Source organism: Streptacidiphilus sp. PB12-B1b (genome assembly GCF_014084125.1).
Taxonomy (GTDB): Bacteria; Actinomycetota; Actinomycetes; order Streptomycetales; family Streptomycetaceae; genus Streptacidiphilus.
Map to the genome: position 1 here is coordinate 3,009,569 of NZ_CP048405.1, position 18,712 is coordinate 3,028,280.

Annotated in this window: 18 protein-coding genes; 11 read left to right on the forward strand and 7 right to left on the reverse strand. The window is 72.6% G+C overall.

What is annotated here, in order from left to right:
* Window positions 1-33: 33 nt before the first annotated feature.
* Window positions 34-789, reverse strand: a complete 756-nt coding sequence (locus tag GXW83_RS13625) for an SDR family oxidoreductase (RefSeq protein ID WP_182443332.1) — start codon at window positions 787-789, stop codon at window positions 34-36.
* 162 nt (window positions 790-951) lie between these two features.
* Between GXW83_RS13625 and GXW83_RS13630 the strand changes: the two genes are divergently transcribed.
* Window positions 952-1,605 carry a TetR/AcrR family transcriptional regulator gene (locus GXW83_RS13630; RefSeq protein WP_182443333.1) on the forward strand — a complete coding sequence of 218 codons (654 nt, stop codon included), beginning with the start codon at window positions 952-954 and terminating at the stop codon, window positions 1,603-1,605.
* Window positions 1,602-2,060: a MaoC family dehydratase gene (locus tag GXW83_RS13635; protein WP_182443334.1), complete on the forward strand. Its 459-nt coding sequence runs from the start codon at window positions 1,602-1,604 to the stop codon at window positions 2,058-2,060. The genes GXW83_RS13630 and GXW83_RS13635 overlap by 4 nt, the downstream gene beginning before the upstream one ends.
* Before the next feature lie 56 nt (window positions 2,061-2,116).
* On the opposite strand, the gene GXW83_RS13640 is transcribed toward GXW83_RS13635, so the two are convergent.
* Window positions 2,117-2,701: a hypothetical protein gene (locus GXW83_RS13640; RefSeq protein ID WP_225446961.1), complete on the reverse strand. Its 585-nt coding sequence runs from the start codon at window positions 2,699-2,701 to the stop codon at window positions 2,117-2,119.
* 178 nt (window positions 2,702-2,879) lie between these two features.
* On the opposite strand from GXW83_RS13640, the gene GXW83_RS13645 reads away from it, so the two are divergent.
* Entirely contained in the window at window positions 2,880-3,077 is a 198-nt protein-coding gene (locus GXW83_RS13645; RefSeq protein ID WP_182443335.1) for a hypothetical protein, read from the forward strand.
* A gap of 86 nt (window positions 3,078-3,163) precedes the next feature.
* Window positions 3,164-3,820, forward strand: coding sequence for a lysophospholipid acyltransferase family protein (locus GXW83_RS13650; RefSeq protein ID WP_182443336.1), 657 nt, complete (start codon window positions 3,164-3,166; stop codon window positions 3,818-3,820).
* A 4-nt stretch (window positions 3,821-3,824) separates the two neighbouring features.
* Here GXW83_RS13650 and GXW83_RS13655 read toward each other — a convergent pair whose 3' ends face one another.
* The gene (locus GXW83_RS13655; protein ID WP_182443337.1) at window positions 3,825-4,472 is read right to left on the reverse strand and encodes a MarC family protein; all 648 of its coding nucleotides are present in this window, start codon (window positions 4,470-4,472) and stop codon (window positions 3,825-3,827) included.
* 168 nt (window positions 4,473-4,640) lie between these two features.
* Here GXW83_RS13655 and GXW83_RS13660 point away from each other — a divergent pair, with 168 nt between their 5' ends.
* The gene (locus GXW83_RS13660) at window positions 4,641-5,333 is read left to right on the forward strand and encodes a hypothetical protein (protein ID WP_182443338.1); all 693 of its coding nucleotides are present in this window, start codon (window positions 4,641-4,643) and stop codon (window positions 5,331-5,333) included.
* Between the two features lie 91 nt (window positions 5,334-5,424).
* Here GXW83_RS13660 and GXW83_RS13665 read toward each other — a convergent pair whose 3' ends face one another.
* Window positions 5,425-5,814 (reverse strand): transglycosylase SLT domain-containing protein, encoded by a 390-nt coding sequence (locus GXW83_RS13665; protein WP_182443339.1) that lies wholly within the window; start codon window positions 5,812-5,814, stop codon window positions 5,425-5,427.
* A gap of 634 nt (window positions 5,815-6,448) precedes the next feature.
* Between GXW83_RS13665 and GXW83_RS13670 the strand changes: the two genes are divergently transcribed.
* Entirely contained in the window at window positions 6,449-7,321 is an 873-nt protein-coding gene (locus GXW83_RS13670; protein ID WP_182443340.1) for an aldo/keto reductase, read from the forward strand.
* A gap of 36 nt (window positions 7,322-7,357) precedes the next feature.
* Here GXW83_RS13670 and GXW83_RS13675 read toward each other — a convergent pair whose 3' ends face one another.
* Window positions 7,358-8,320, reverse strand: coding sequence for a hypothetical protein (locus GXW83_RS13675; RefSeq protein ID WP_182443341.1), 963 nt, complete (start codon window positions 8,318-8,320; stop codon window positions 7,358-7,360).
* A gap of 141 nt (window positions 8,321-8,461) precedes the next feature.
* Complete coding sequence (locus GXW83_RS13680; RefSeq protein WP_182443342.1) at window positions 8,462-10,228, reverse strand: serine/threonine-protein kinase; 1,767 nt, start codon at window positions 10,226-10,228, stop codon at window positions 8,462-8,464.
* Between the two features lie 762 nt (window positions 10,229-10,990).
* On the opposite strand from GXW83_RS13680, the gene GXW83_RS13685 reads away from it, so the two are divergent.
* From GXW83_RS13685 to GXW83_RS13705, 5 genes are read left to right on the forward strand one after another with little or no spacing between them, the layout of a single operon-like run.
* Window positions 10,991-12,052 (forward strand): phytanoyl-CoA dioxygenase family protein, encoded by a 1,062-nt coding sequence (locus tag GXW83_RS13685; RefSeq protein WP_182443343.1) that lies wholly within the window; start codon window positions 10,991-10,993, stop codon window positions 12,050-12,052.
* Between the two features lie 2 nt (window positions 12,053-12,054).
* The gene (locus tag GXW83_RS13690; RefSeq protein WP_182447289.1) at window positions 12,055-13,365 is read left to right on the forward strand and encodes a DUF6271 family protein; all 1,311 of its coding nucleotides are present in this window, start codon (window positions 12,055-12,057) and stop codon (window positions 13,363-13,365) included.
* Window positions 13,366-13,385: 20 nt separating this feature from the next.
* Window positions 13,386-14,591 carry a type III PLP-dependent enzyme gene (locus GXW83_RS13695; RefSeq protein ID WP_225446962.1) on the forward strand — a complete coding sequence of 402 codons (1,206 nt, stop codon included), beginning with the start codon at window positions 13,386-13,388 and terminating at the stop codon, window positions 14,589-14,591.
* Window positions 14,588-15,157, forward strand: a complete 570-nt coding sequence (locus GXW83_RS13700) for a GNAT family N-acetyltransferase (RefSeq protein ID WP_182443344.1) — start codon at window positions 14,588-14,590, stop codon at window positions 15,155-15,157. The genes GXW83_RS13695 and GXW83_RS13700 overlap by 4 nt, the downstream gene beginning before the upstream one ends.
* A gap of 6 nt (window positions 15,158-15,163) precedes the next feature.
* Entirely contained in the window at window positions 15,164-16,378 is a 1,215-nt protein-coding gene (locus GXW83_RS13705) for an MFS transporter (RefSeq protein ID WP_182443345.1), read from the forward strand.
* Window positions 16,379-16,414: 36 nt separating this feature from the next.
* Here GXW83_RS13705 and GXW83_RS13710 read toward each other — a convergent pair whose 3' ends face one another.
* Entirely contained in the window at window positions 16,415-18,673 is a 2,259-nt protein-coding gene (locus GXW83_RS13710) for an MMPL family transporter (RefSeq protein ID WP_182443346.1), read from the reverse strand.
* Window positions 18,674-18,712 lie beyond the last annotated feature (39 nt).

Sequence of the window (18,712 nt, forward strand, 5' to 3'; positions counted from 1 at the left end):
GAGTCAGGACCCGCGCCGGGGCCCGCGCCGGGCTCAGACACGGCCGGTCACCGTGACCCCGCCGTCCACCACCAGGGTCTGCCCGGTGATCCAGGAGGCCGCGTCGGAGAGCAGGAACGCCACCGCGCCCGCGACGTCCTCGGGCAGCCCGAGCCGCTTCAGCGGGTAGCCGGCCGCGACCTGCTCCTCCCGGCCCAGGTACAGCGGCGCGGCGAAGTCGGTCTTGACCACCGCCGGGGCCACCGCGTTGACCCGGACGGCGGGGCCCAGGTCGGTGGCCAGCTCCACGGTGAGCCGGCTCAGCGCGGCCTTGCTGACGCCGTACATGCCGATGCCGGGGGAGGAGGCGGCCAGCCCGGCGACCGAGGAGACGTTGACGACGGCGCCCCCGTTCTCCCGCATCCAGGCCTGGTGGGCCAGCCGGGTCCAGGCCAGCGGAGCGAGCACGTTGACCTGCAGGATCTTCGCGGCCACCGCGTCGTCCAGCTCCAGCAGCGGGCCGAAGGCCGGGTTGATTCCGGTGTTGTTGACCAGCATGTCCAGCCGGCCGAAGGCCGCCATCGTCCGGGCCACCGCGTCCTGCTGGTGGGCCGGGTCGTCGGCCTTCCCGGCGACGGCGATCACCGTGTCCGGGTCGCCCAGCTCGCGGGCGGCGGCCTCCAGCGGCTCGGCGTTGCGCGCGGTCAGGCACACCTTGGCGCCCCGGGCGACCAGCTCCCGGGCGATGCCCAGGCCGATTCCGCGGCTGCTCCCGGTGACCAGGGCGACGCGGTCCTTGAACGATTCCACTGCAGGACCCTCCGGTGGGGTGTCTTCTTGCACGTCACAGGCTCCGCCCAGCGCGGCATGGCGACCATATGGGCAGGTGGGGGCCGCGTCAACACCTGGACAGCGACTTACCGACTGCTTAGTATGTCGCTGCCGGGAAGCCGCCGAGGAAGGGACGCGACCATGGCCATCGCCGTCCCGCCCGACCTGTGGCTCGACGTCCGGCCGGAGGCGGCCCGCCGGCTGATGCTGGCCGGGCTGCAGTGCTTCGCCGAGCGCGGCTACCACGCGACCACCACCCGGGACATCGCCACCGCCGCCGGGATGAGCTCGGCCGCGCTGTACGTCTACTTCCCCTCCAAGCTCGACCTGCTGTTCGCCATCAGCCGCAGCGGCCAGCAGCTCTCCCGCGCCATGGTCGAGGGCGTGCTCGCCCGCGGCGGCGACCCGGCCGAGCGGATGCGCCGCCTGGTCGAGGAGTTCACCTCCTGGCACGCGCTGCACCACACCGTGGCCCGGGTGGTCGAGTACGAGGAGCACGCGCTGCCGGACAAGGAGCGCCGGGTGATGCGCGGCATGCGGCGGCAGACCGAGCAGATCGTCCAGGACCTGGTGGCCGAGGGCGTCGAGGCGGGGGTGTTCCACGTCCCCAACACCAAGGCGGCGGCGCGCGCCGTGCTCTCACTCGGCGTCGACGTCGTGCGCTGGTACGACGAGCGCATGCGCACCTCGCCCAGGACCCTCGGGCGCCAGTACGCGGACCTGGTGCTGCGGATGCTCAGCGCCGAGGATCCGGCCAGCACCCCATCCCCGCAGAGACAGGAAGCAGCGACATGACCAGCAGGACCTTCGCCTCCCCGGCCGAACTGGCCGCCTCCGTCGGCACGCTGATCGGCACCGGCGACTGGGTCGGCGTCGACCAGAAGCGGATCGACCTGTTCGCCGAGGCCACCGGCGACCACCAGTGGATCCACGTAGACCCCGAGCGGGCCGCCGAGGGGCCCTTCGGCGGCACCATCGCCCACGGCTACCTGACGCTCTCGCTGATCCCGGTCCTGGTCCAGGACGTGTACCGGACCGAGGGCGTGCGCATGGGCGTCAACTACGGCCTGAACAAGGTGCGCTTCCCCGCCCCGGTCAGGTCCGGCTCGCGGGTCCGCGCCTCGGTGACCGTACTGTCGGCCGAGGAGGTGACCGGCGGCTACCAGATCACCACGCAGATCACGGTGGAGATCGAGGGCGGCGCCAAGCCCGCCTGCGTCGCCGAGACCGTCGTCCGGCTCTACACCTGAGCCGAGCCGACGCCGCCTGAGCGGCCCGACGGACGGCCCTGGCCCGCGTCGGCCGGTCAGGGCCCGGCCGGGGGTACCGGCAGCACCTCCTGCAGCAGGCCGTGGACGAAGCGGGCGCGGCGCACGCGCACCCCGCCCGAGCCGTCCGGGGCGGTGAACTCGCTGGCCCAGCGGCTCGGCGCGTCCTGCGGCAGGTGCCGCACCCCCGGGTACAGCAGCTGCAGATCGCCCACCACGTACGCCCACGGCTCCGGCTCGCCGCCCCCGGCCGGCGGCGGCGGTGCCGTCCCCGCCGCCCGGACCAGCCACTCCTGCCAGACCCCGCCGCCGGGCCCCTCCACCGCCTCGAACCGCAGCCCGGGCCAGAGCGGCAGCCGCCACTGGTGCAGCCGGCAGGTGAGGTCCCCGGTGCGCTGCTCGCGCACCGACTCCTGCGGGCCCAGCACCGCCACCAGCCGGGCCACCCCGCGCGGCGCCGTCCGGGAGCGGACGAAGCGCTGCCAGTCGGCGTTGACCTGGCGCATCCCGGTCGCCGAGAAGCCCAGCCCGGCCCGGGCGCGGTCCACCAGGGCCGGTTGGAAGTCGGCCATCCGCCGCAGCAGCACCAGTTCGAACTCCACCACACCGAACGCCTGGGTCACCCGGCCAGGATCTCACGCCTACCCGCCCGGCCGGGTCGTCAAAGCCGCGTCAGGGCAGGCGGGCCGGGCGTAGCCAGTGCGTCAACGGACGTGGTCACCGGCGCGGGCGGGGGATTCCATCGTGGGGGAGCGGGCGTGGTGATCCGCTCCCGGGGCTCCCAGGAAGGAACCAACTGCCATGAGCCACAGTGTGCGTGTCGTCGCCGGAGGCGACGCAACCCCCGGCGGCACCGCGGTCCTGCGCCGCCCCGTCCAGCTTGCCCCGGTGTCCGCGGCCCCCTGCCCGCCGCCGGAGCCCGCCGAGGCCGAGCCGGACGACGGCCGGCTCACCGGCTTCGCCGCGCACTGCCGTGCGGGCGTCGGCTACCTGGACTGAGCGCCCGGCGGGCCCCCGGCCGCAGCCCGGCGATGTTGAGTACCCGTACTCAGGTGCCGGGCGCGCGGGCGGGCCACCATATGCGCATGCTCACCGCCATCGCCACCCGCGTCGTCCCGGTCCTCGGCCGACTGGACGTCACCGCCGACGAGACCGCCGGCCTGGTCCCCGGCACCATCGTCGCCGCCAACCACAGCTCGCTGATCGACCCCGGGCTGGTGCTGGCCGCGCTCGCCCGGCGCGATGTCGACCGGCCGGTGGTGCTGGCCGCCGCCGGGCTCTGGCGGATACCGGTGCTCGGCGGGAGGCTCCGGGCCGAGGGGCACATCGCGGTACGCCGCGGCCACCGGCAGGCCGCCGAATCGCTGGACCGGGCCGCCGAGGCGCTGGCGCTCGGCCGGATCGTGGTGCTCTACCCCGAAGGGCGGCTCCCCGGACGCCGGGACTCGGCCGACCGCGAGCCGGAGTACTTCCGCACCGGCGTCGCCCGGCTGGCCCTGGCCACCGGCGCGCCGGTGGTGCCGCTGGGGCAGGCCGGCGCCCGCCGGATCACCTCCGGCAGCCGGACCAAGCAGCTGGCGGGCCTGTGCACCGCGCCGCTGCGCCGCCCCCGGATGCACGTCCACTTCGGCGCGCCGGTCCGGCTGAGCGGCTCCCTGGCCGAGGCCACCGCCCAGGCGCACACGGCGGTCACCGCCGCCTGGCGCACCGCCGCCTCCCTCGCGCACGGGAACGCCCGGTAGGCGGTCACTCCCGGTTGAGGGCCTGGGCCGGGAGCAGCCCCAGATCGCCTAGGCCGCGCAGCACCAGCTCCACCCCGACCGCCGCCAGCAGCAGCCCCAGCAGCCGGGAGAGCACCTCCAGGGTCGCCGAGTGCAGGTACTTCATCACCTTGACCAGCAACAGCACGCAGATGCAGTCCAGGGCCACCACCGCCAGGTAGGCCCCGGCCACCGTGCTGCGCCAGCGCCAGGTGTTCTCGTCCAGCGACTGCGCCAGCAGGGCGGTGATCGCCAGCGGACTCACCACGAACGGCAGCATCAGCTCGCGGATGCCCGCCATCAGCGGGCTGTCCCCCTCCTCGCCCTCGATCTCGTCCTCACCCGCGCCCAGGTGGATGCCCATCACCAGGGCGATGGCGTAGATGAAGTAGATGGTGCCGCCGGCCAGCTGCAGCGACTGGTGGCTGATGTGGAAGAAGCTGGTGAGCACCTGGGCCGTGTAGGCCACCACGATGCCCACGAGGGCGGCGATGCCGGAGCCGATCAGGGCGATCCGGGAGACCTCGCGTACCGAACGGGTGCGGCTCAGATGGGCGAACGACAGCAGCACTTTGGGCGGACCGACAACGGCGATGAAGGCGATGAAGGTGCCGTAGAGGTTCAGGGCATGCATGGGCCGATCATCGCGTCCGCCCCCGGCCGCCCCTGCCGCGACGCGCCGGGCGGGCGCGGCGGCCTCGGGAGCGCGTTCCGGTCGGTGCGCGCACAATCAGAGGGCAGGGATTTCGCGCGGTTCGTGTGGATTCCGCCCGGGCGGACCACCCCGAGGGAAGAGGCAGTCATGCTCCAGCGAGAAGGCCGTGGGCCGCGTACCGTCGGCCGCGCCCGAAACCGGCTGGCCGGCCTGGCCGCGGTGGCCGTGATCGCGGCGGGCGCGGTGTCCGCCTGCTCGGCCTCGTCCTCGACCACGGCCTCGGTCACCTCGGCCGGGACAGCGGCCGCCGCCGCGCCCGCCGCGGCCACCTCCGCCACCCCGACCCGGGTGGTGGTGGTCGAGCCGTGGAAGGGCGCCGAACCGGCGTCGGACATCACCGTCACCGGCAGCGCCTCCGGGCACTGCTTCGCACCGTCGATCGCCAGCACCCGGCACGACGCCTACCGCTGCCTGACCGGGAACCTGATCTACGATCCCTGCTTCTCCCCGCAGACCACGCCGCCCGGCGACCAGGTGCTGTGCGTCGACGGCCCCTCGGCCACCCGCTTCCTGCGGGTGAAGCTGACCGCGCCGCTGCCCGCAGGCAGCACCGGGACGCCGCAGGTGGCGCCGTTCGCGCTGGTGCTGGCCGACGGCCAGTTCTGCCTGCGCAACTCCGGCGCCGAGCGGGCCACCTCCAGCCTGCCGCTGTCGTACGCCTGCCAGCGGGGCTTCCTCTTCGGCTTCCCGGACACCTCGGCGGCCGGCTGGACCATCCGCTACCAGAACACCGGCGGCGGCGTGCTCTCCACCGTCGGCATCACCACCGCCTACCGCTGACCTGCATCGGGTGTGCGGCGGCGCGCCGCGGTCGTGTGACCGGGCGCGCCGTGGGGTGGTGCGGGGTGGTGCTGGTGTGAGTGGGGGTTGCTCAGTACCAGTTGTGGGCCTGCCAGAAGGACCAGGCGGCGTTGGGGCTGCCGTAGCGGCTGTCCATGTAGCCCAGGGCCCACTTGATCTGGGTGGTGGCGCTGGTCTGCCAGTCGGCGCCGGCGGAGGCCATCTTGGAGCCGGGCAGGGCCTGGCCCAGGCCGTAGGCGCCGGAGGAGGCGTTGGTGGCGGTGACGTTCCAGCCGCTCTCGTGGGAGATGATCTGGTCGAAGGAGGCCAGCTGGGAGGCGGGGACGATCTGGGCGGCGATGGCCTGGGGGGTGGTGGCCGAGGCGGTGGAGGGGGCGATGGCCGCGCCGATGGAGACGATGCTGGCGGCGGACAGGAGCAGCGCGGCGGAGGTGCGCAGGCGGGTGTTGAGCAGCTTCATGGGAGAGTCAGACCTCAGGGTGTAGGCGGTGCCCTCGCCCAGGGGTGTTCCGTGCGGCAGACAGGGCCGCACGGTGCGGGGCGGGACACGGGGCACCACCGCAGAGGGGTGGGTGCCGGGCGGATGACCTGCGGCGGGAGCGCCGCGGCGTCGTTCGACTCAGCCATTGTTAGCGGGCCCCGGGACGAACTCCAAGACCCCCTGATACGACCCCCGATCGTAGGACGAGCCACCACGGCGGGCCGGTCGGACGCTCCCGTTACCCGGCCTCCACGGGCCCCAAACACGCGTTGGGAAAAATCTTCGACATCTCGGCGCACCGTCCTGACCTGCGGGAATGCGAAATCGTTGGATCTGCGACCCGGGTGGGCCGGGTGCCTCTCGTGTCGGCCTCCGGCCACGGCCCCGAACCCGCCGGGTGGATCTACTACCGCCAGTCGTGGAGGGTTTGCGGCCTGTGAGCACCGTCACGAGACAGACGCGTTGTATGTCCGGATTGCCGGTTAATCGGGACCGATATCTGGGGTATGCACCCCTTCGGCCGACCCCGCCCGATCGGCGCGGGCAGGCGTCCGGGGCCGAGGACTAGGCTCGAAGACGCTTCGGCTTCCGGCAGTCCCCCGAAAGGACCACGATGACCGCGCAGACCTCCACCCGGCCCGCGGACGCCTCCGGCGTCTTTGTGATCGGCGGCGACCTCCGGGTCAACCGGCTCGGCTACGGCGCCATGCAGCTCACCGGCCCCGGCGTCTGGGGCGCGCCCGAGAATCCGGACGAGGCGGTCCGGGTCCTGCGCCGGGCCGTCGAACTCGGGGTGAACCTGATCGACACCGCCGACTCCTACGGCCCCTTCGTCAGCGAGCAGCTGATCCGCAAGGCCCTGCACCCCTACCGCGAGGACCTGGTCATCGCCACCAAGGGCGGCCTGACCCGCTCCGGCCCGGGCGACTGGCGCCCGGTCGGCCGGCCCGAGTACCTGCGCCAGCAGACCGAGCTCAGCCTGCGCCACCTCGGCCTGGACCGGATCGACCTCTACCAGCTGCACCGCATCGACCCGAAGGTGCCGTTCGCCGACCAGATCGGCGAACTCGCGCTGCTGCAGAAGGAGGGGAAGATCCGCCACATCGGCCTGTCCGAGGTGGGCGTCGAGGAGATCGAGCAGGCCCGCGCGCTGGTGGAGATCGTCTCCGTGCAGAACCGCTACAACCTGGCCGACCGCGCGGCCGAGGCGGTGCTCGACCACTGCGAGCGCGAGAACATCGCGTTCATCCCGTGGTTCCCCATGGCCACCGGCGAACTCGCACGCCCCGGCGGGCCGTTGGACCAGGCGGCGCAGCAGCACGGAGCCAGCCCCTCGCAGTTGGCGCTGGCCTGGCTGCTGCGCCGCTCGCCGGTGGTGCTGCCGATCCCGGGCACCTCCAGCGTCGCGCATGTGGAGGAGAACACCCGGGCGGCGCTGATCACCCTCGACGACGACGAGTTCGAGGCGTTGGCTGCGGCGGTCTGACCGTCCGGCCTCCGCAATGCCCGCCCGGGCGGGCGGTCAGCGGCGCGGTTGCGCCGGGGCCGCCCGCAGCGCCCGGGACTGGGCGTGCGAGAACTCCTCCAACGGATCGCCGTCCAGCCCCCACGGCCACGGGGTGACCACGGTTCCGATCGTGCGGAACACGGCGGCGGACTGCGGCACCAGCTCCGCCCGGGTGAGCGCGTACGCCAACAGGTTCAGGTCGGCCAGCGCGGCGGCATGGGTCAGGAAATCCGGCTGCGACCAGCTGGTCAGGCCGCGTTCCAGGGCGGCCGTCTCGGACCGCCGGGTCCAGTGCCGACCGGCCCCCAGCGCGACCACGCCGCCCACCGACAGGCTCCGGTGGAAGTTCTCCACCATCGCCGTGAGTTCGATGCCGACGCAGGGGGCGTCGGCGGGCATGGCGGGCAGCACGGCGTCCAGGAACTGCAGCACGTGCGAGTACGAACCGCACTCCTCCGGCGAGAGGTAGCCCAGCATCTGCAGGTGCGCCTCGCGGTTCCACCGGTCGCGTGCGGTGATCTCCCGCCACACCGAGAACGCGTCCGCGTGCGGACGGCGTTGCAACCGCATCACCCCGAGCAGCACCACCCACGGCCCGGGGTCGGCCGGGGCGAGGTCGGCCGCGCGGCGGCAGCAGTCCAGCGCGGCCTGCGGGTCGGCCAGCGCGCCGTCCCACCGGCCGCGCACCAACTGCGCCCAGGCGGAGAAGAGTTGGGCATCCGGGTCATGGGGCCTGCGACGCAGCCAGTCGCGGGCGATCGAGGCGTCGGCGGCCCTGGCGAGCTGGACCATCCGGTGGCCGCGACGGTCCCAGTCGGAGCCGCACTCGCGGATCACCTTCTCCAGCAGGTCGACACGGATGTCGAGTTGGCCGGGGATCGACGGCATGGCGACCTGCTTGCAGGTCTTGCCCAGCTTGATGTCGTCCAGCTCGGGCAGCAGGCGAGGGGAGGAACTGCGACGTCCAAGGATCGACATGGCCACGGAGCCTAGGTGCTCAGCGGCGATCTGCCCCCTGCCGTGCGCGATCGTTATCGCATGGTTTGCATTCCGCGCCACTTTCGCCACCGCCCGCCACCGGCACCGGCGGTTCCCACCGGCGCTGCCGCGCGCCCGGGCTCAGGGAGCGGTGAACCCCTGGACCACCTGGAGGAACCAGGCGTACCCGGTGCTCCAGTCGGACTCCGGACAGGCCAGGTAGATGGCGTACTCGGTGCCGGAGCTGTCCTTGTAGAACTGCTCGATGGCATGGCGCTGCTGCAGGCTGCCGTTGATGTCCTCGCTGAAGGTGAACTCCCAGCGCGCGCCCTGGTAGCCCTTGATGGTGTCCGTGTTCAGGCTGACCAGCCGGTAGGTGCGGGAGGTCGAGACGACCTCCTTGGCCATCTGCTGGGCGTGCTGGAGCGGGCTGATGCCCTGCCCCGGAGTCACCCCGAAGGTCAGCAGGTGGTCCTGGCCGTCCGGGGTGTAGCGGATCGCGCTCAGGCCGTCGGCGGAGCGCACCCAGGGCTTGCCGGTGGTGGGCAGCGGAAAGGAGAAACCGGCCGGGTCGCGCTGCAGGGTGTAGCCCGGGGGAGCGGGCGGAGCGCTCGGCGGGGGCGTGGTCGGGTGCGCGCTGGGGGTGCCGGCGGCGGCCGGGGTGCCCGACGGCTGGTGGCCGACCTCGTACGCCACACCGCAGGCGGCCAGCACCACGGCCAGACCGGCCGCGACCGGCCAGGTGCGGCTGCGGCGACGGCGCCGGCCCCGGTGGTTGCCGGACAGAGCCGAGGTGGCGGCTCCGGCCCGGCGGGCCGGCTCGGCCTCGGCCGGTGTGACCGGTGCCATGGGTTCGTGCGGATGGTCCGACTCGGGGAGGTGGCGGGTGGGCCGCTGCCCGGCCTCGGTCCGCTGCCCGTGCCCGACCGTCGTGGGCCAGTGCTGCACCGGGGTGCCGCCGTGGCTGCTGTCGCTGTGGTGTGTGCCGCCGACGGTGGCGGTGGACCAGCCCGAGGTGTGGGCCTGATGCGCCTGCGGCCCGGGGGCTGCGGTGGCGGTGTCTGCGCCGGTGTCGGTACCGGTACCTGCGGCCAGGCCCTCCAGGGTGCGTATCGCCTCGACCGTGTCCGGACGGTCCTCGGGCTGCTTGGCGAGCAGGGCCTTGAGCAGCGGGGCCAGCGGTCCGGCGTGGCCGGGCTCCCGCAGCGGCTCGGAGACGACGGCGGCCAGGGTGGTCAGCGGCGAGTCGCGGCGGAACGGCGACTGGCCCTCGACGGCGGTGTACAGCGTCGCGCCCAGGCCCCACAGGTCGGAGGCGGGCCCGGGGCGGGCGCTCTGGATCTGCTCGGGGGCGAGGTAGTCGGGGGAGCCGATCAGATCGCCGGGCCGGGTGAGCGCGGAGTCGCCCTCGTAGGTGGCTATGCCGAAGTCGGTCAGCACGACCCGGCCGGTGCCGTGCTCCAGCAGCACGTTGGCGGGCTTCACGTCGCGGTGGATCACCCCGGCCCGGTGGCCCTGGTGCAGCGCGGCCAGCACCTGCGCGCCCACCCCGGCGGCCTCGGCCGGGCTGAGCGGGCCGTCCTGGTCGATGCGCTCGGCCAGTGAGCGGCCGGTGATCAGCTCCATCACGATCCACGGCTTGCCGTCCTGCTCCAGCACGTCGTGGACGGTGATCACGCCGGGGTGCCGGATGCGTGCGGCGGCGCGGGCCTCCTGCTTCATCCGGGACTGGACGATCTGCAGGTCCTCCTCGGCGAGGTGGCCGACGGACAGCTCCTTGACCGCGACCTCGCGGTCCAGCATCTGGTCCTGGGCACGCCAGACCGTGCCCATGCCGCCGCGTCCCAGTCGATCGCCCAGCAGGTACCTGCCCGCCAGGGTGCGGCCTGTTCCCGCTGTACTCTCCATCGTCGTGTCCTGCCGTGATTCCTAGCCTGCAGGAGTTCCCGCAGCACCGCACGATAGCCAATCGGTCCGAACCCACAGCCTAAATGATCGATCCCGGTTCCCCCTCCGGGAAAGGGCGGCAGCACGCTGTCGGACGTCTGGCTGTGACGCAGGCCACCGGAATTCCGGGCTCGTCCGCACGACCGTTCGTGCGCAAGCGTGGGCCCTTCGCCGCCGCGACGGCGGGTGGTTGCCCACGCGGGAAATCGCATCGGTGATTATTGGTTCAGACCAATGGGATCATGACCCAGTCCGATCCGGAGTGTCAAGAACTCATCTGGGCTGTCAACGAACAGGGCTGATGAAACGTCAGCTGGCCTTTTCCGCGCCGGTGGCGGGCGCGTCATCACTCGGCATGCGCCCGGTCACGTTCGGTAGCGGATGGCATGCGCGTCCGCCGGAATCCGCACGGATATTGCTGCGGCCCCTCCGCCCACCCCCACCTGCGGCTCTGCCCCAACGTCCGGCCCGGGCGGCGGTGCGAACCGGCGGGCCCCGGCAATCCCGGTGTTGACACTCCAAGTTGGTCTAGTCCATTTTTGGTGGGACGCGAGTTCCACGAGGGAAGCGTGGGGCCGGAATCCCTGCGCATGCGTGCGCCGCTCCCGGGAGCGCGTTGCTCACCACCCGTGTGTCCGCCGCCGCACCGACGACTTTTCCTGCCGACACAGCCACCCGAGCGATCCGTCCAGCCCCAGCACAATCGATCCCTGGAGCGATTGCATGCCGAAGCCTGACCGCTACCTGTTTCGAGCCGCCTCCGACACCCCGTATTTCAGCGCCGACGCCGAGGCGTACCTGGCGCAGATCCCGTTGCAGGACATCCGGAAGACCCAGCAGCTCCGGGTGCTGTCCAAGGAGGACTACGCCTTCTGGCAGACCTACGGCTACGTCGTGGTCCCGCAGGCGATCCCCGCCGCCGCCGCGCAACGCCTGCTGGAGTTCGCCTGGGAGTTCCAGGGACTCGACCCGGACCGCCCGGACACCTGGTACCAGGAGCGCGCCTTCCGCTCGGATCTGGACCGCGAACTGCACATCTACGGTTTCGTCGAGGCGTACCAGCACCAGCTCATCTGGGACAGCCGGCAGGCCCAGCGCGTCTACGACGCCTTCGTGGACGTCTGGGACTGCGAGGAGCTGTGGGTGACCCTGGACCGGCTCAACCTCAACCCGCCCAACATCAGGAACCGCGACCGCGCGCTGATCGCGCCCACGGACAGCGGTTTCGACATCGAACTCCACTGGGACGTCGACACCTCGCTCAGCGTCCTCCCGCAGCGGGTCCAGGGAATCATCGCCCTCAACGACACCACGCCCGAGCAGGGTGGATTCCAATGCAACCCGGAGCTGTTCCGCCGCTTCGACCGGTGGAGGATCGAGCAGCCGCAGGACCGCGACCCGATCAGGCCGGACGTCGACCGCGCGGAGTTCCCGGTGGTCCGGCCCGAACTCAAGGCCGGGGACCTGCTGATCTGGAACGGGATGCTGGCCCACGGAGTGGCCCGCAACACCTCGCGCGACGGCGTCCGGGCGGTCCAGTACCTCTCCATGATGCCCGCGCTGGAAGCCCACCAGCAGTTACGGCGCTCCCGGATCGCCTCCTGGCGCGACCTCAGCACACCCGACTGGAACGGCACCCTGGTCGGCGACGCCACCAGGCACGAATCGCTGCGCTACGGCAGCGCCACGCTGACCGACCTGGGCGCGAAACTGCTCGGCCTCGAACCCTGGCACCCGAACGACGCCGGACACGGCGGCGAACCCGATCAGCCGACGGGAGCATGAGCGTGCAGCCCATCTGCCTGACCCTGCCCACCAACCGGGCGTGCGCGCCGACGATCGCCGCCGTCCACGCCGAAGCCGCCTACGCGGCCCAGCACTTCGGCGTACAGGTGCACCTGTTGATCCTGGACTCCGCCGAGGCGCCGGACTTCGCCGAGCACACCCGGGCCCTGCGCGAACTCCCGGCGGCGCCCGGGGTGAGCGTGCACCACCTGGACGAGGCGGCCCAGCGGGACGTCCTGCAGCAGGTGATCCAGCGGGCCGCACTGCCCAAACCGGATCTGGTCCTGGAGCTGATGCTGCCCGCCGGGCTCTCCTACGGCGCCTGCACCAATCGCGCGTTCCTGCTGGCCGGCGCCCTGGGCTGCGGGTCCGTGCACCGCAGGGACTCCGACAGCCGTTACCAACTGCTGCACGGCGCACCGGTGTTCCCCATCCAGCACGAGCTGGCCTCGCTCGGCAGGCGTGCCGTGGACGCCGCGGACGGGGTCACCCGGAGCGAACTGGACCTCCGGCACGGGCACAAAACGGTTGCGATGGTGGGCAGTTCGTTCGTCGGTGAACTGTCCGTGGACATCGGCGAGGTCCAACGGCTGGACCCCGACGTCTACTTCGACATCGTCAGCCTGTGGGCGCCGGGCGACTGGACCCCGCAGCAGAAGCAGGACCTGGTGGACGAGTCCTTCCGGGGAGCCGGAAACGAACCCTTCACCGGGGACGAGACGATCCTCGGCCTGGTCGACCCGATGCGGGTGGACATGTGCAACATCAGCTTCCACGGCGTCCACGAGGACGTGCCGCTGCCACCGGCGACCGACACCATCGGCAGCGACTACTTCCTCATCCACCTGGTCCAGAAGGCGACCCTGCCCGGTGTGCTGCACAACCGCAACATCGTGAACTTCTACACCGGGGAACGGCGCACCGGCCCGGGATTCACCGCCTACCAGCTGCGCCTGGTGAAGTTCTTCCTGTCGATGCTCTACCTCAACGCCGTCTACGCCGACATGGCCGAGGCGGGGGCATCGCTGCTGGACGCCCGGCACCGGGTCCGCGCCGATGCGATCGCCGCGTCCGTCCGCGCGAGCACCTGGCTCGACCGGGGCGAGAACGTCCACCGGCTGGAGAGCCTCGCCCGCTCCTACCGGACGCTGGGCGGAAGGTACGCGGAGTGCGCCGACCTCGTCGCCGCGCGCAGCGGCCGGCTGCTGGACGAGGCCCGACAGGACATGGAGGACTTCGCCGTCCTGATCGAGGCGTGGGCGCCGATGGTGGCGGCGAGCAAGGCCATGAGCTTCCAGCAGCTACCACGGTGACCAGGCCGGAACCGCCCATCATGCTCGAGAACGCGCGCATGCACGCCGCCCTGGAAGCCGCCGCCGACGACCGGATCGTCTTCGACCTCACCGGAATCCGAGCGCAGTACCAAACCCTGCTGCGCGAACTGCCGGGAATCGCCGTCCGGTTCGCCATGAAGGCCTGCCCGGTGGACGAGGTGCTCGGCTTTCTGGCCGGACAGGGCGCCGGATTCGACGCGGCCAGCCCCAACGAGATCGCCCAGGCACTGCGGACCGGCGCACCCGTCAGCAGCATCCACTACGGCAACACCATCAAGTCGGACCAGAACATCGCCGACGCCCACCGGCTCGGAGTCCGCGACTTCGCCACCGACAGCCTGGAGGACGTCGCGGCCCTCGCCGTGCACGCCCCCGGGGCGCGGGTGTTCTGCCGACTGGCCACCAGCGGCGTGGGCGCCCTGTGGGGGCTCACCCGGAAGTACGGCTGCACGCCCGAGGACGCCCTGCTCGTCATGGAGGCGGCGCGGGCCAGCGGCCTGACACCGGCCGGCCTGTCCGTCCACGTCGGCTCGCAGCAGATGACCGCCGGGGCCTGGCGCGACGCCTTCGACAGCCTCGCCGGAACCTTGGCCGCCCTCCGGCTGCGCGGTATCCACCCGGACCACGTCAACCTCGGCGGCGGACTGCCCGCCCTCGGCTGCCTGGACCGGACCGGCCGCGCGCTGGAACCGCCGCTGGACAAGATGTTCGCCGTCATCCGCGAGGGCATGCAGCAGCTCCGCGCCGTGGCCGGGCGGAGGCTCGACTTCGTCATGGAACCCGGACGCCACCTGGTCGCCGACCACGGCGCCATCCGGGCGCACGTCTCCCGGCTGTCCGTACGGCGGCAGCCGGGCGGCGAGCCCCAGCACTGGCTCTACCTCAGCTGCGGAAAGTTCAACGGCCTCTACGAGATGGACGAACTCCAGTACCGCCTGGTGTTCCCCACGCACCCCGGCGCGGAATCCGTGCCCGCCGTGGTCGCCGGACCGACCTGCGACAGCGACGACGCCTACGCCCACGCCGCCGGCGGGCTGGTCCGGGTACCCCGGGCCGCCGCCTCCGGCGATCCGGTCTGGGTGCTCTCCTGCGGCGCCTACGCGACCAGCTACATGACCCAGGGCTTCAACGGCTTCGAGCCGCTGCCCTACAGCTGCATCCCCGACACCGGCCCAGGCACGGAGGACGGAGCCGTGCACCGATGAGCAACGACACACCCATCCGACACATCACCGACCACGACTGGGACGACATCGTCGCCCTGGAGTCCGGCGCCTACGCCGCCCTCGGCCTGTCGGAGCAGCGCTCCGCACTGGAATCCAGGGCCCACGCCTCGCCGAGCACCTGCTTCGTCATCGAGTGCGACCGGCGGATCGCCGGCTACCTGCTGGCCCTGCCCTACCCGCACGCCCACTACCCCGACCTGGCCCGGCCGGAGCACGGCACCCACCGCACGGACAACCTGCACCTGCACGACCTGGTCGTCGCCCGGCCGCTGCGCCGCCGGGGACTGGCCCGGCTGCTGCTGCGGCAGCTGACGGCGACCGCCGCGGCGCAGGCGTACGACCGCATCTCCCTGGTCGCCGTGGCCGGGAGCGACGCCTTCTGGTCGGCCAACGGATTCACCGCCCACCACGGCGCCGCGCCCCCGCCCGGCTACGGCGCGCACGCGGTCTACATGTCCCGGGCGGTACGCGCGCACGCAACCGGGGAACCACGGCCGTCCGGCGCCCTGCCGCACGGGTCACCACCGACCGACGAAGTAGGCTGATCTCACATGCTCCGCGTGCACGACGACTTCCGCAGGGCGCAGTTGGCGATTACCGCGCTGTTCTGCTCGCTCGGATTCCAGTACGCCACCTGGGCCTCCCGGATACCCGCGATCACCGCCCGGCTCGGCCTGAGCACCGCCGAGGTGGGGCTGCTGCTGATGGCCACCGGCGTCGGCGCGGTGGCGTCCTTCCCGCTGGTCGCGCTGGGCACCCGGCGGCTCGGCCCGCGCCGCCTCGCCCTGCTCTCGGCCCTCGGCCTGGCCCTGGTGCTCCCGGCCCTGGCCGCCGCACCGGACTACCCGGTGGCCCTGCTGATCATGGCCTGTGACGGCGTCCTGGTCGGCTGCCTCAACGTCGCCATGAACGCCCAGGGGGCGGCACTCGAAGTCGTCTTCCGGCGCAACGCCATGACGAAGCTTCATGCCACCTTCAGCGCAGGGTCGTTGGCTGCGGCCCTGCTCGCCTCCGGGATGAACCTGGTGAGCCCGTCCGTCACGGTGCACTTCGCGGTGGCGGCGGCCGTCCTGCTGCTGCTGGCCGGATATGCCGCGCCCGGGTTGCTGACGGACAGTCAAGTCGTGTCCAAAAAAGAGGAACCGGCGAAGGCGAAGCGGCGCTTCCGGCTCACCGTGCCGTCCCGGATGACGCTGTGGATGGGCTGCGCCATGGTGTTCGGCACGGTGACCGAGGGTGCCATGAACGACTGGTCCTCGCTCTACCTCAAGGAGGTCGCCAAGGCCCCGGCGGAGCTGGTGCCCATGGGCATCGCCGTGGTCTCGGTGATGATGGTGCTGGCCCGGCTGCTCGCCGACGGCCGACGCAGCCGCTGGGGCGACGCGCGGATCGTCCGCCTCGGCAGCGCACTGGCCGCCGTGGGGCTGGCCCTGGCCCTGCTGATCGGCGGTGTGGCACCGGCGCTGATCGGCTTCGCCTGCGTGGGCCTGGGCATCGCCGCGGTGACGCCCTGCATCTACGTGGCGGCGGCGGGGCAGGGCACGGACGCGCTGAACCTGGTCGCCGCCATGGGCGTCACCGGCCTGCTGGCCGGGCCGCCGACGATCGGTTTCATCGCCGGGGCCACCAGCCTGGTCTGGGGCCTGGGTGCGGTCGCCGCCTCGGCCGCCCTGGTCTCCCTGTGCACCATGCAGATCCGCTGGTCGGCCGTCGCCGCCGAAGCGGCGCCGACGGCCGACCCGGTGGAGAGCCTCAGCCTCGGCTGAACGCGTGGGCGCGCCGGGCCCCGGGCGCCGCCGCTCTCAGCGCGGCCCGGCGCCGATGCCGTCGGACGGCTCCGGCTCGACTCCCGTGGCCGGGGCCGGGAGCGTCGCCGCCGCCTCGGCGCGGGAGTGGTGCAGCCGCTCGCCCTCGATGTCGAGGTCGGGCAGCAGCCGGTCCAGGAAGCGCGGCAGTCGCCAGGCCGCGTGCCGGGTGAGGGCCAGCACGGCCGGGACGAAGGTCATCCGGACCACGAAGGCGTCCAGGAGGACGCCGACGGCCAGGGCGAAGGCGATCTGCTTCAGCATCTGGCTGTCGGTGCCGAGGAAGGCGGCGAACACCGAGATCATGATCAGGGCCGCCGCAGTGACCACCCGGGCGCTGTGGCGGGCGCCGCTGTGCACGGACTCCAGCGGCTTCCGGGTGCGGACGTACGCCTCCCGCACGCGGGAGACCAGGAACACCTCGTAGTCCATGGCCAGCCCGAAGAGCACGGCCAGCAGGATGATCGGCAGGAAGCTGCTGACCGGCCCGGTCCGGTCGACCCCGATCAGCCCGCTGAAGTGGCCGTACTGGAAGACGCCCACCACGGTGCCCAGGGTCGCGGCGATGGAGAGCAGGAAGCCCGCCGCGGCCTTGAGCGGCACCACCAGCGAGCGGAACACCAGCAGGAGCAGCAGCAGCGACAGGCCGACCACGACCGCGGCGAAGGGGATCATCGCGGCGTCGAGCTTCGCGGAGACGTCGATGCCCACGGCTGTGCTGCCGGTGACGCTGATCGTGGCGCCGGTCTGCCGTTGCAGCGTCGCCCGGTCCGCGCGGACGGTGGTGACCAGCGTCTTGGTGGCCTCGTCGCTGGGCGCGGTGGTGGGGACGACCTGGATCAGCGCGGCGTGGGCGGCGGGGTTGACCACCGGGCGGCCGACGGCGGCGACGCCGGGCAGGGTGCGCAGGTCCCCGGCGATGGTCGTGGCGGCGGTCTGCGGGTCGGCGCTGCGGCTGGTGTCGGCCAGGACCAGCAGCGGGCCGTTGAATCCGGGGCCGAACTCCTTGCTCACCCGGTCGTAGGCCAGCCGCTGGGTGGAGCTCGCGGGCGCGGTGCCGTTGTCGGGCAGGGCCAGCCGCAGGCTGTGCAGCGGCCAGGCGAGCGCGCCCAGCGCCACCAGGCAGGCCAGGACGGTCAGCAGCGGCCGCCGGGTGACCAGCCGGAACCAGCGCTCCCCGGCGTTGGCGGGGCCGCCGTCGTCACTGGCGGCGGCCTGCTCCCGGCGCAGCGAGCGCGATCCGGCCTTGGGGGTCAGCCGGTGCCCGGCGAAGCCGAGCAGGGCGGGCAGCAGCGTGGTGGCGACCAGGACCGCGATCAGCACGGCCGCGGCGGCGCTCAGGCCCATGACGGTCAGGTAGGGGATGCCGATGACGGAGAGCCCGGCCATGGCGATGACGACCGTCAGACCGGCGAAGACGACGGCGCTGCCCGCGGTGCCGACGGCCAGCGCGGCCGACTCCTCCGGGTCGGTGCCGCCGACGAGCTGGGAGCGGTGGCGGCTGACGATGAACAGGGCGTAGTCGATGCCCACCGCCAGGCCGATCATCAGGGCCAGGCTCTGCGCGGTCGAGGAGATGGCCACCGCCCCGGTGAGCGAGAGCACGCCCGCTATCGCGGTGACCACCCCGGCGGCGGCGCTGGCCAGCGGCAGCCCCGCGCTCAGCAGCGAGCCGAAGGTCATGGCCAGGATCAGCAGCGCGACGGCGACGCCGATCAGGTCGGAGTCGCCGGACTTGGACGAGCCCGAGCCGAAGGCGGCCCCGCCGACCTGGACGTCCAGGCCGGAGCTCCTGGCGCTGCCGACGGCTTTCTCCAGGTCGGGCAGCGAGTCCGGCTTCAGCTGGCTGGGGGTGACCTCGTACTGGACCTGGGCGACGGCGGTGGTGCCGTCCGGGGAGACGGTGTGCGCGGTCGCCGGGTCGATCACCTTGGCGACCTGCGGGGCGGTGGCGGCGCTCGCCAGGGCGGTCCGGATCGCGTCCAGATCGGCGGGGTCGGTGATCTTCTGCCCGGCGGGTGCGGTGAAGACGACCTGGGCGCTGGTCCCGGAGGAGGTCGGGAAGTCGGTCTTCATCCGGTCCAGCGCCTGCTGCGACTCGGAGCCGGGGATGGAGAAGGTGTCGTTGAGCTTGCCGGTGCCGCCGAAGGCGACCATGCAGCCGACGACTGCGGCGATCAGGGCGAGCCACAGGGCCAGGACCCGCCGTCGGTGGCGGAAGGCGAGGCGGCCGAGGCGGTAGAGCAAGGTGGGCATGAGGGCTCCGGGGTCGGGAAGTCTCCGCGCCGCCGGCAG

What these genes read in the sequence shown, in the direction of transcription:
- GXW83_RS13650 (WP_182443336.1), top strand. Translation starts at nt 3,164, where the DNA reads ATGCTCACCGCCATCGCCACCCGCGTCGTCCCGGTCCTCGGCCGACTG.
- GXW83_RS13675 (WP_182443341.1), bottom strand. Translation starts at nt 8,320, where the DNA reads ATGTCGATCCTTGGACGTCGCAGTTCCTCCCCTCGCCTGCTGCCCGAG.
- GXW83_RS13670 (WP_182443340.1), top strand. Translation starts at nt 6,449, where the DNA reads ATGACCGCGCAGACCTCCACCCGGCCCGCGGACGCCTCCGGCGTCTTT.
- GXW83_RS13710 (WP_182443346.1), bottom strand. Translation starts at nt 18,673, where the DNA reads ATGCCCACCTTGCTCTACCGCCTCGGCCGCCTCGCCTTCCGCCACCGA.
- GXW83_RS13630 (WP_182443333.1), top strand. Translation starts at nt 952, where the DNA reads ATGGCCATCGCCGTCCCGCCCGACCTGTGGCTCGACGTCCGGCCGGAG.
- GXW83_RS13635 (WP_182443334.1), top strand. Translation starts at nt 1,602, where the DNA reads ATGACCAGCAGGACCTTCGCCTCCCCGGCCGAACTGGCCGCCTCCGTC.
- GXW83_RS13660 (WP_182443338.1), top strand. Translation starts at nt 4,641, where the DNA reads ATGCTCCAGCGAGAAGGCCGTGGGCCGCGTACCGTCGGCCGCGCCCGA.
- GXW83_RS13685 (WP_182443343.1), top strand. Translation starts at nt 10,991, where the DNA reads ATGCCGAAGCCTGACCGCTACCTGTTTCGAGCCGCCTCCGACACCCCG.
- GXW83_RS13645 (WP_182443335.1), top strand. Translation starts at nt 2,880, where the DNA reads ATGAGCCACAGTGTGCGTGTCGTCGCCGGAGGCGACGCAACCCCCGGC.
- GXW83_RS13680 (WP_182443342.1), bottom strand. Translation starts at nt 10,228, where the DNA reads ATGGAGAGTACAGCGGGAACAGGCCGCACCCTGGCGGGCAGGTACCTG.
- GXW83_RS13705 (WP_182443345.1), top strand. Translation starts at nt 15,164, where the DNA reads ATGCTCCGCGTGCACGACGACTTCCGCAGGGCGCAGTTGGCGATTACC.
- GXW83_RS13695 (WP_225446962.1), top strand. Translation starts at nt 13,386, where the DNA reads ATGCTCGAGAACGCGCGCATGCACGCCGCCCTGGAAGCCGCCGCCGAC.
- GXW83_RS13665 (WP_182443339.1), bottom strand. Translation starts at nt 5,814, where the DNA reads ATGAAGCTGCTCAACACCCGCCTGCGCACCTCCGCCGCGCTGCTCCTG.
- GXW83_RS13655 (WP_182443337.1), bottom strand. Translation starts at nt 4,472, where the DNA reads ATGCATGCCCTGAACCTCTACGGCACCTTCATCGCCTTCATCGCCGTT.
- GXW83_RS13700 (WP_182443344.1), top strand. Translation starts at nt 14,588, where the DNA reads ATGAGCAACGACACACCCATCCGACACATCACCGACCACGACTGGGAC.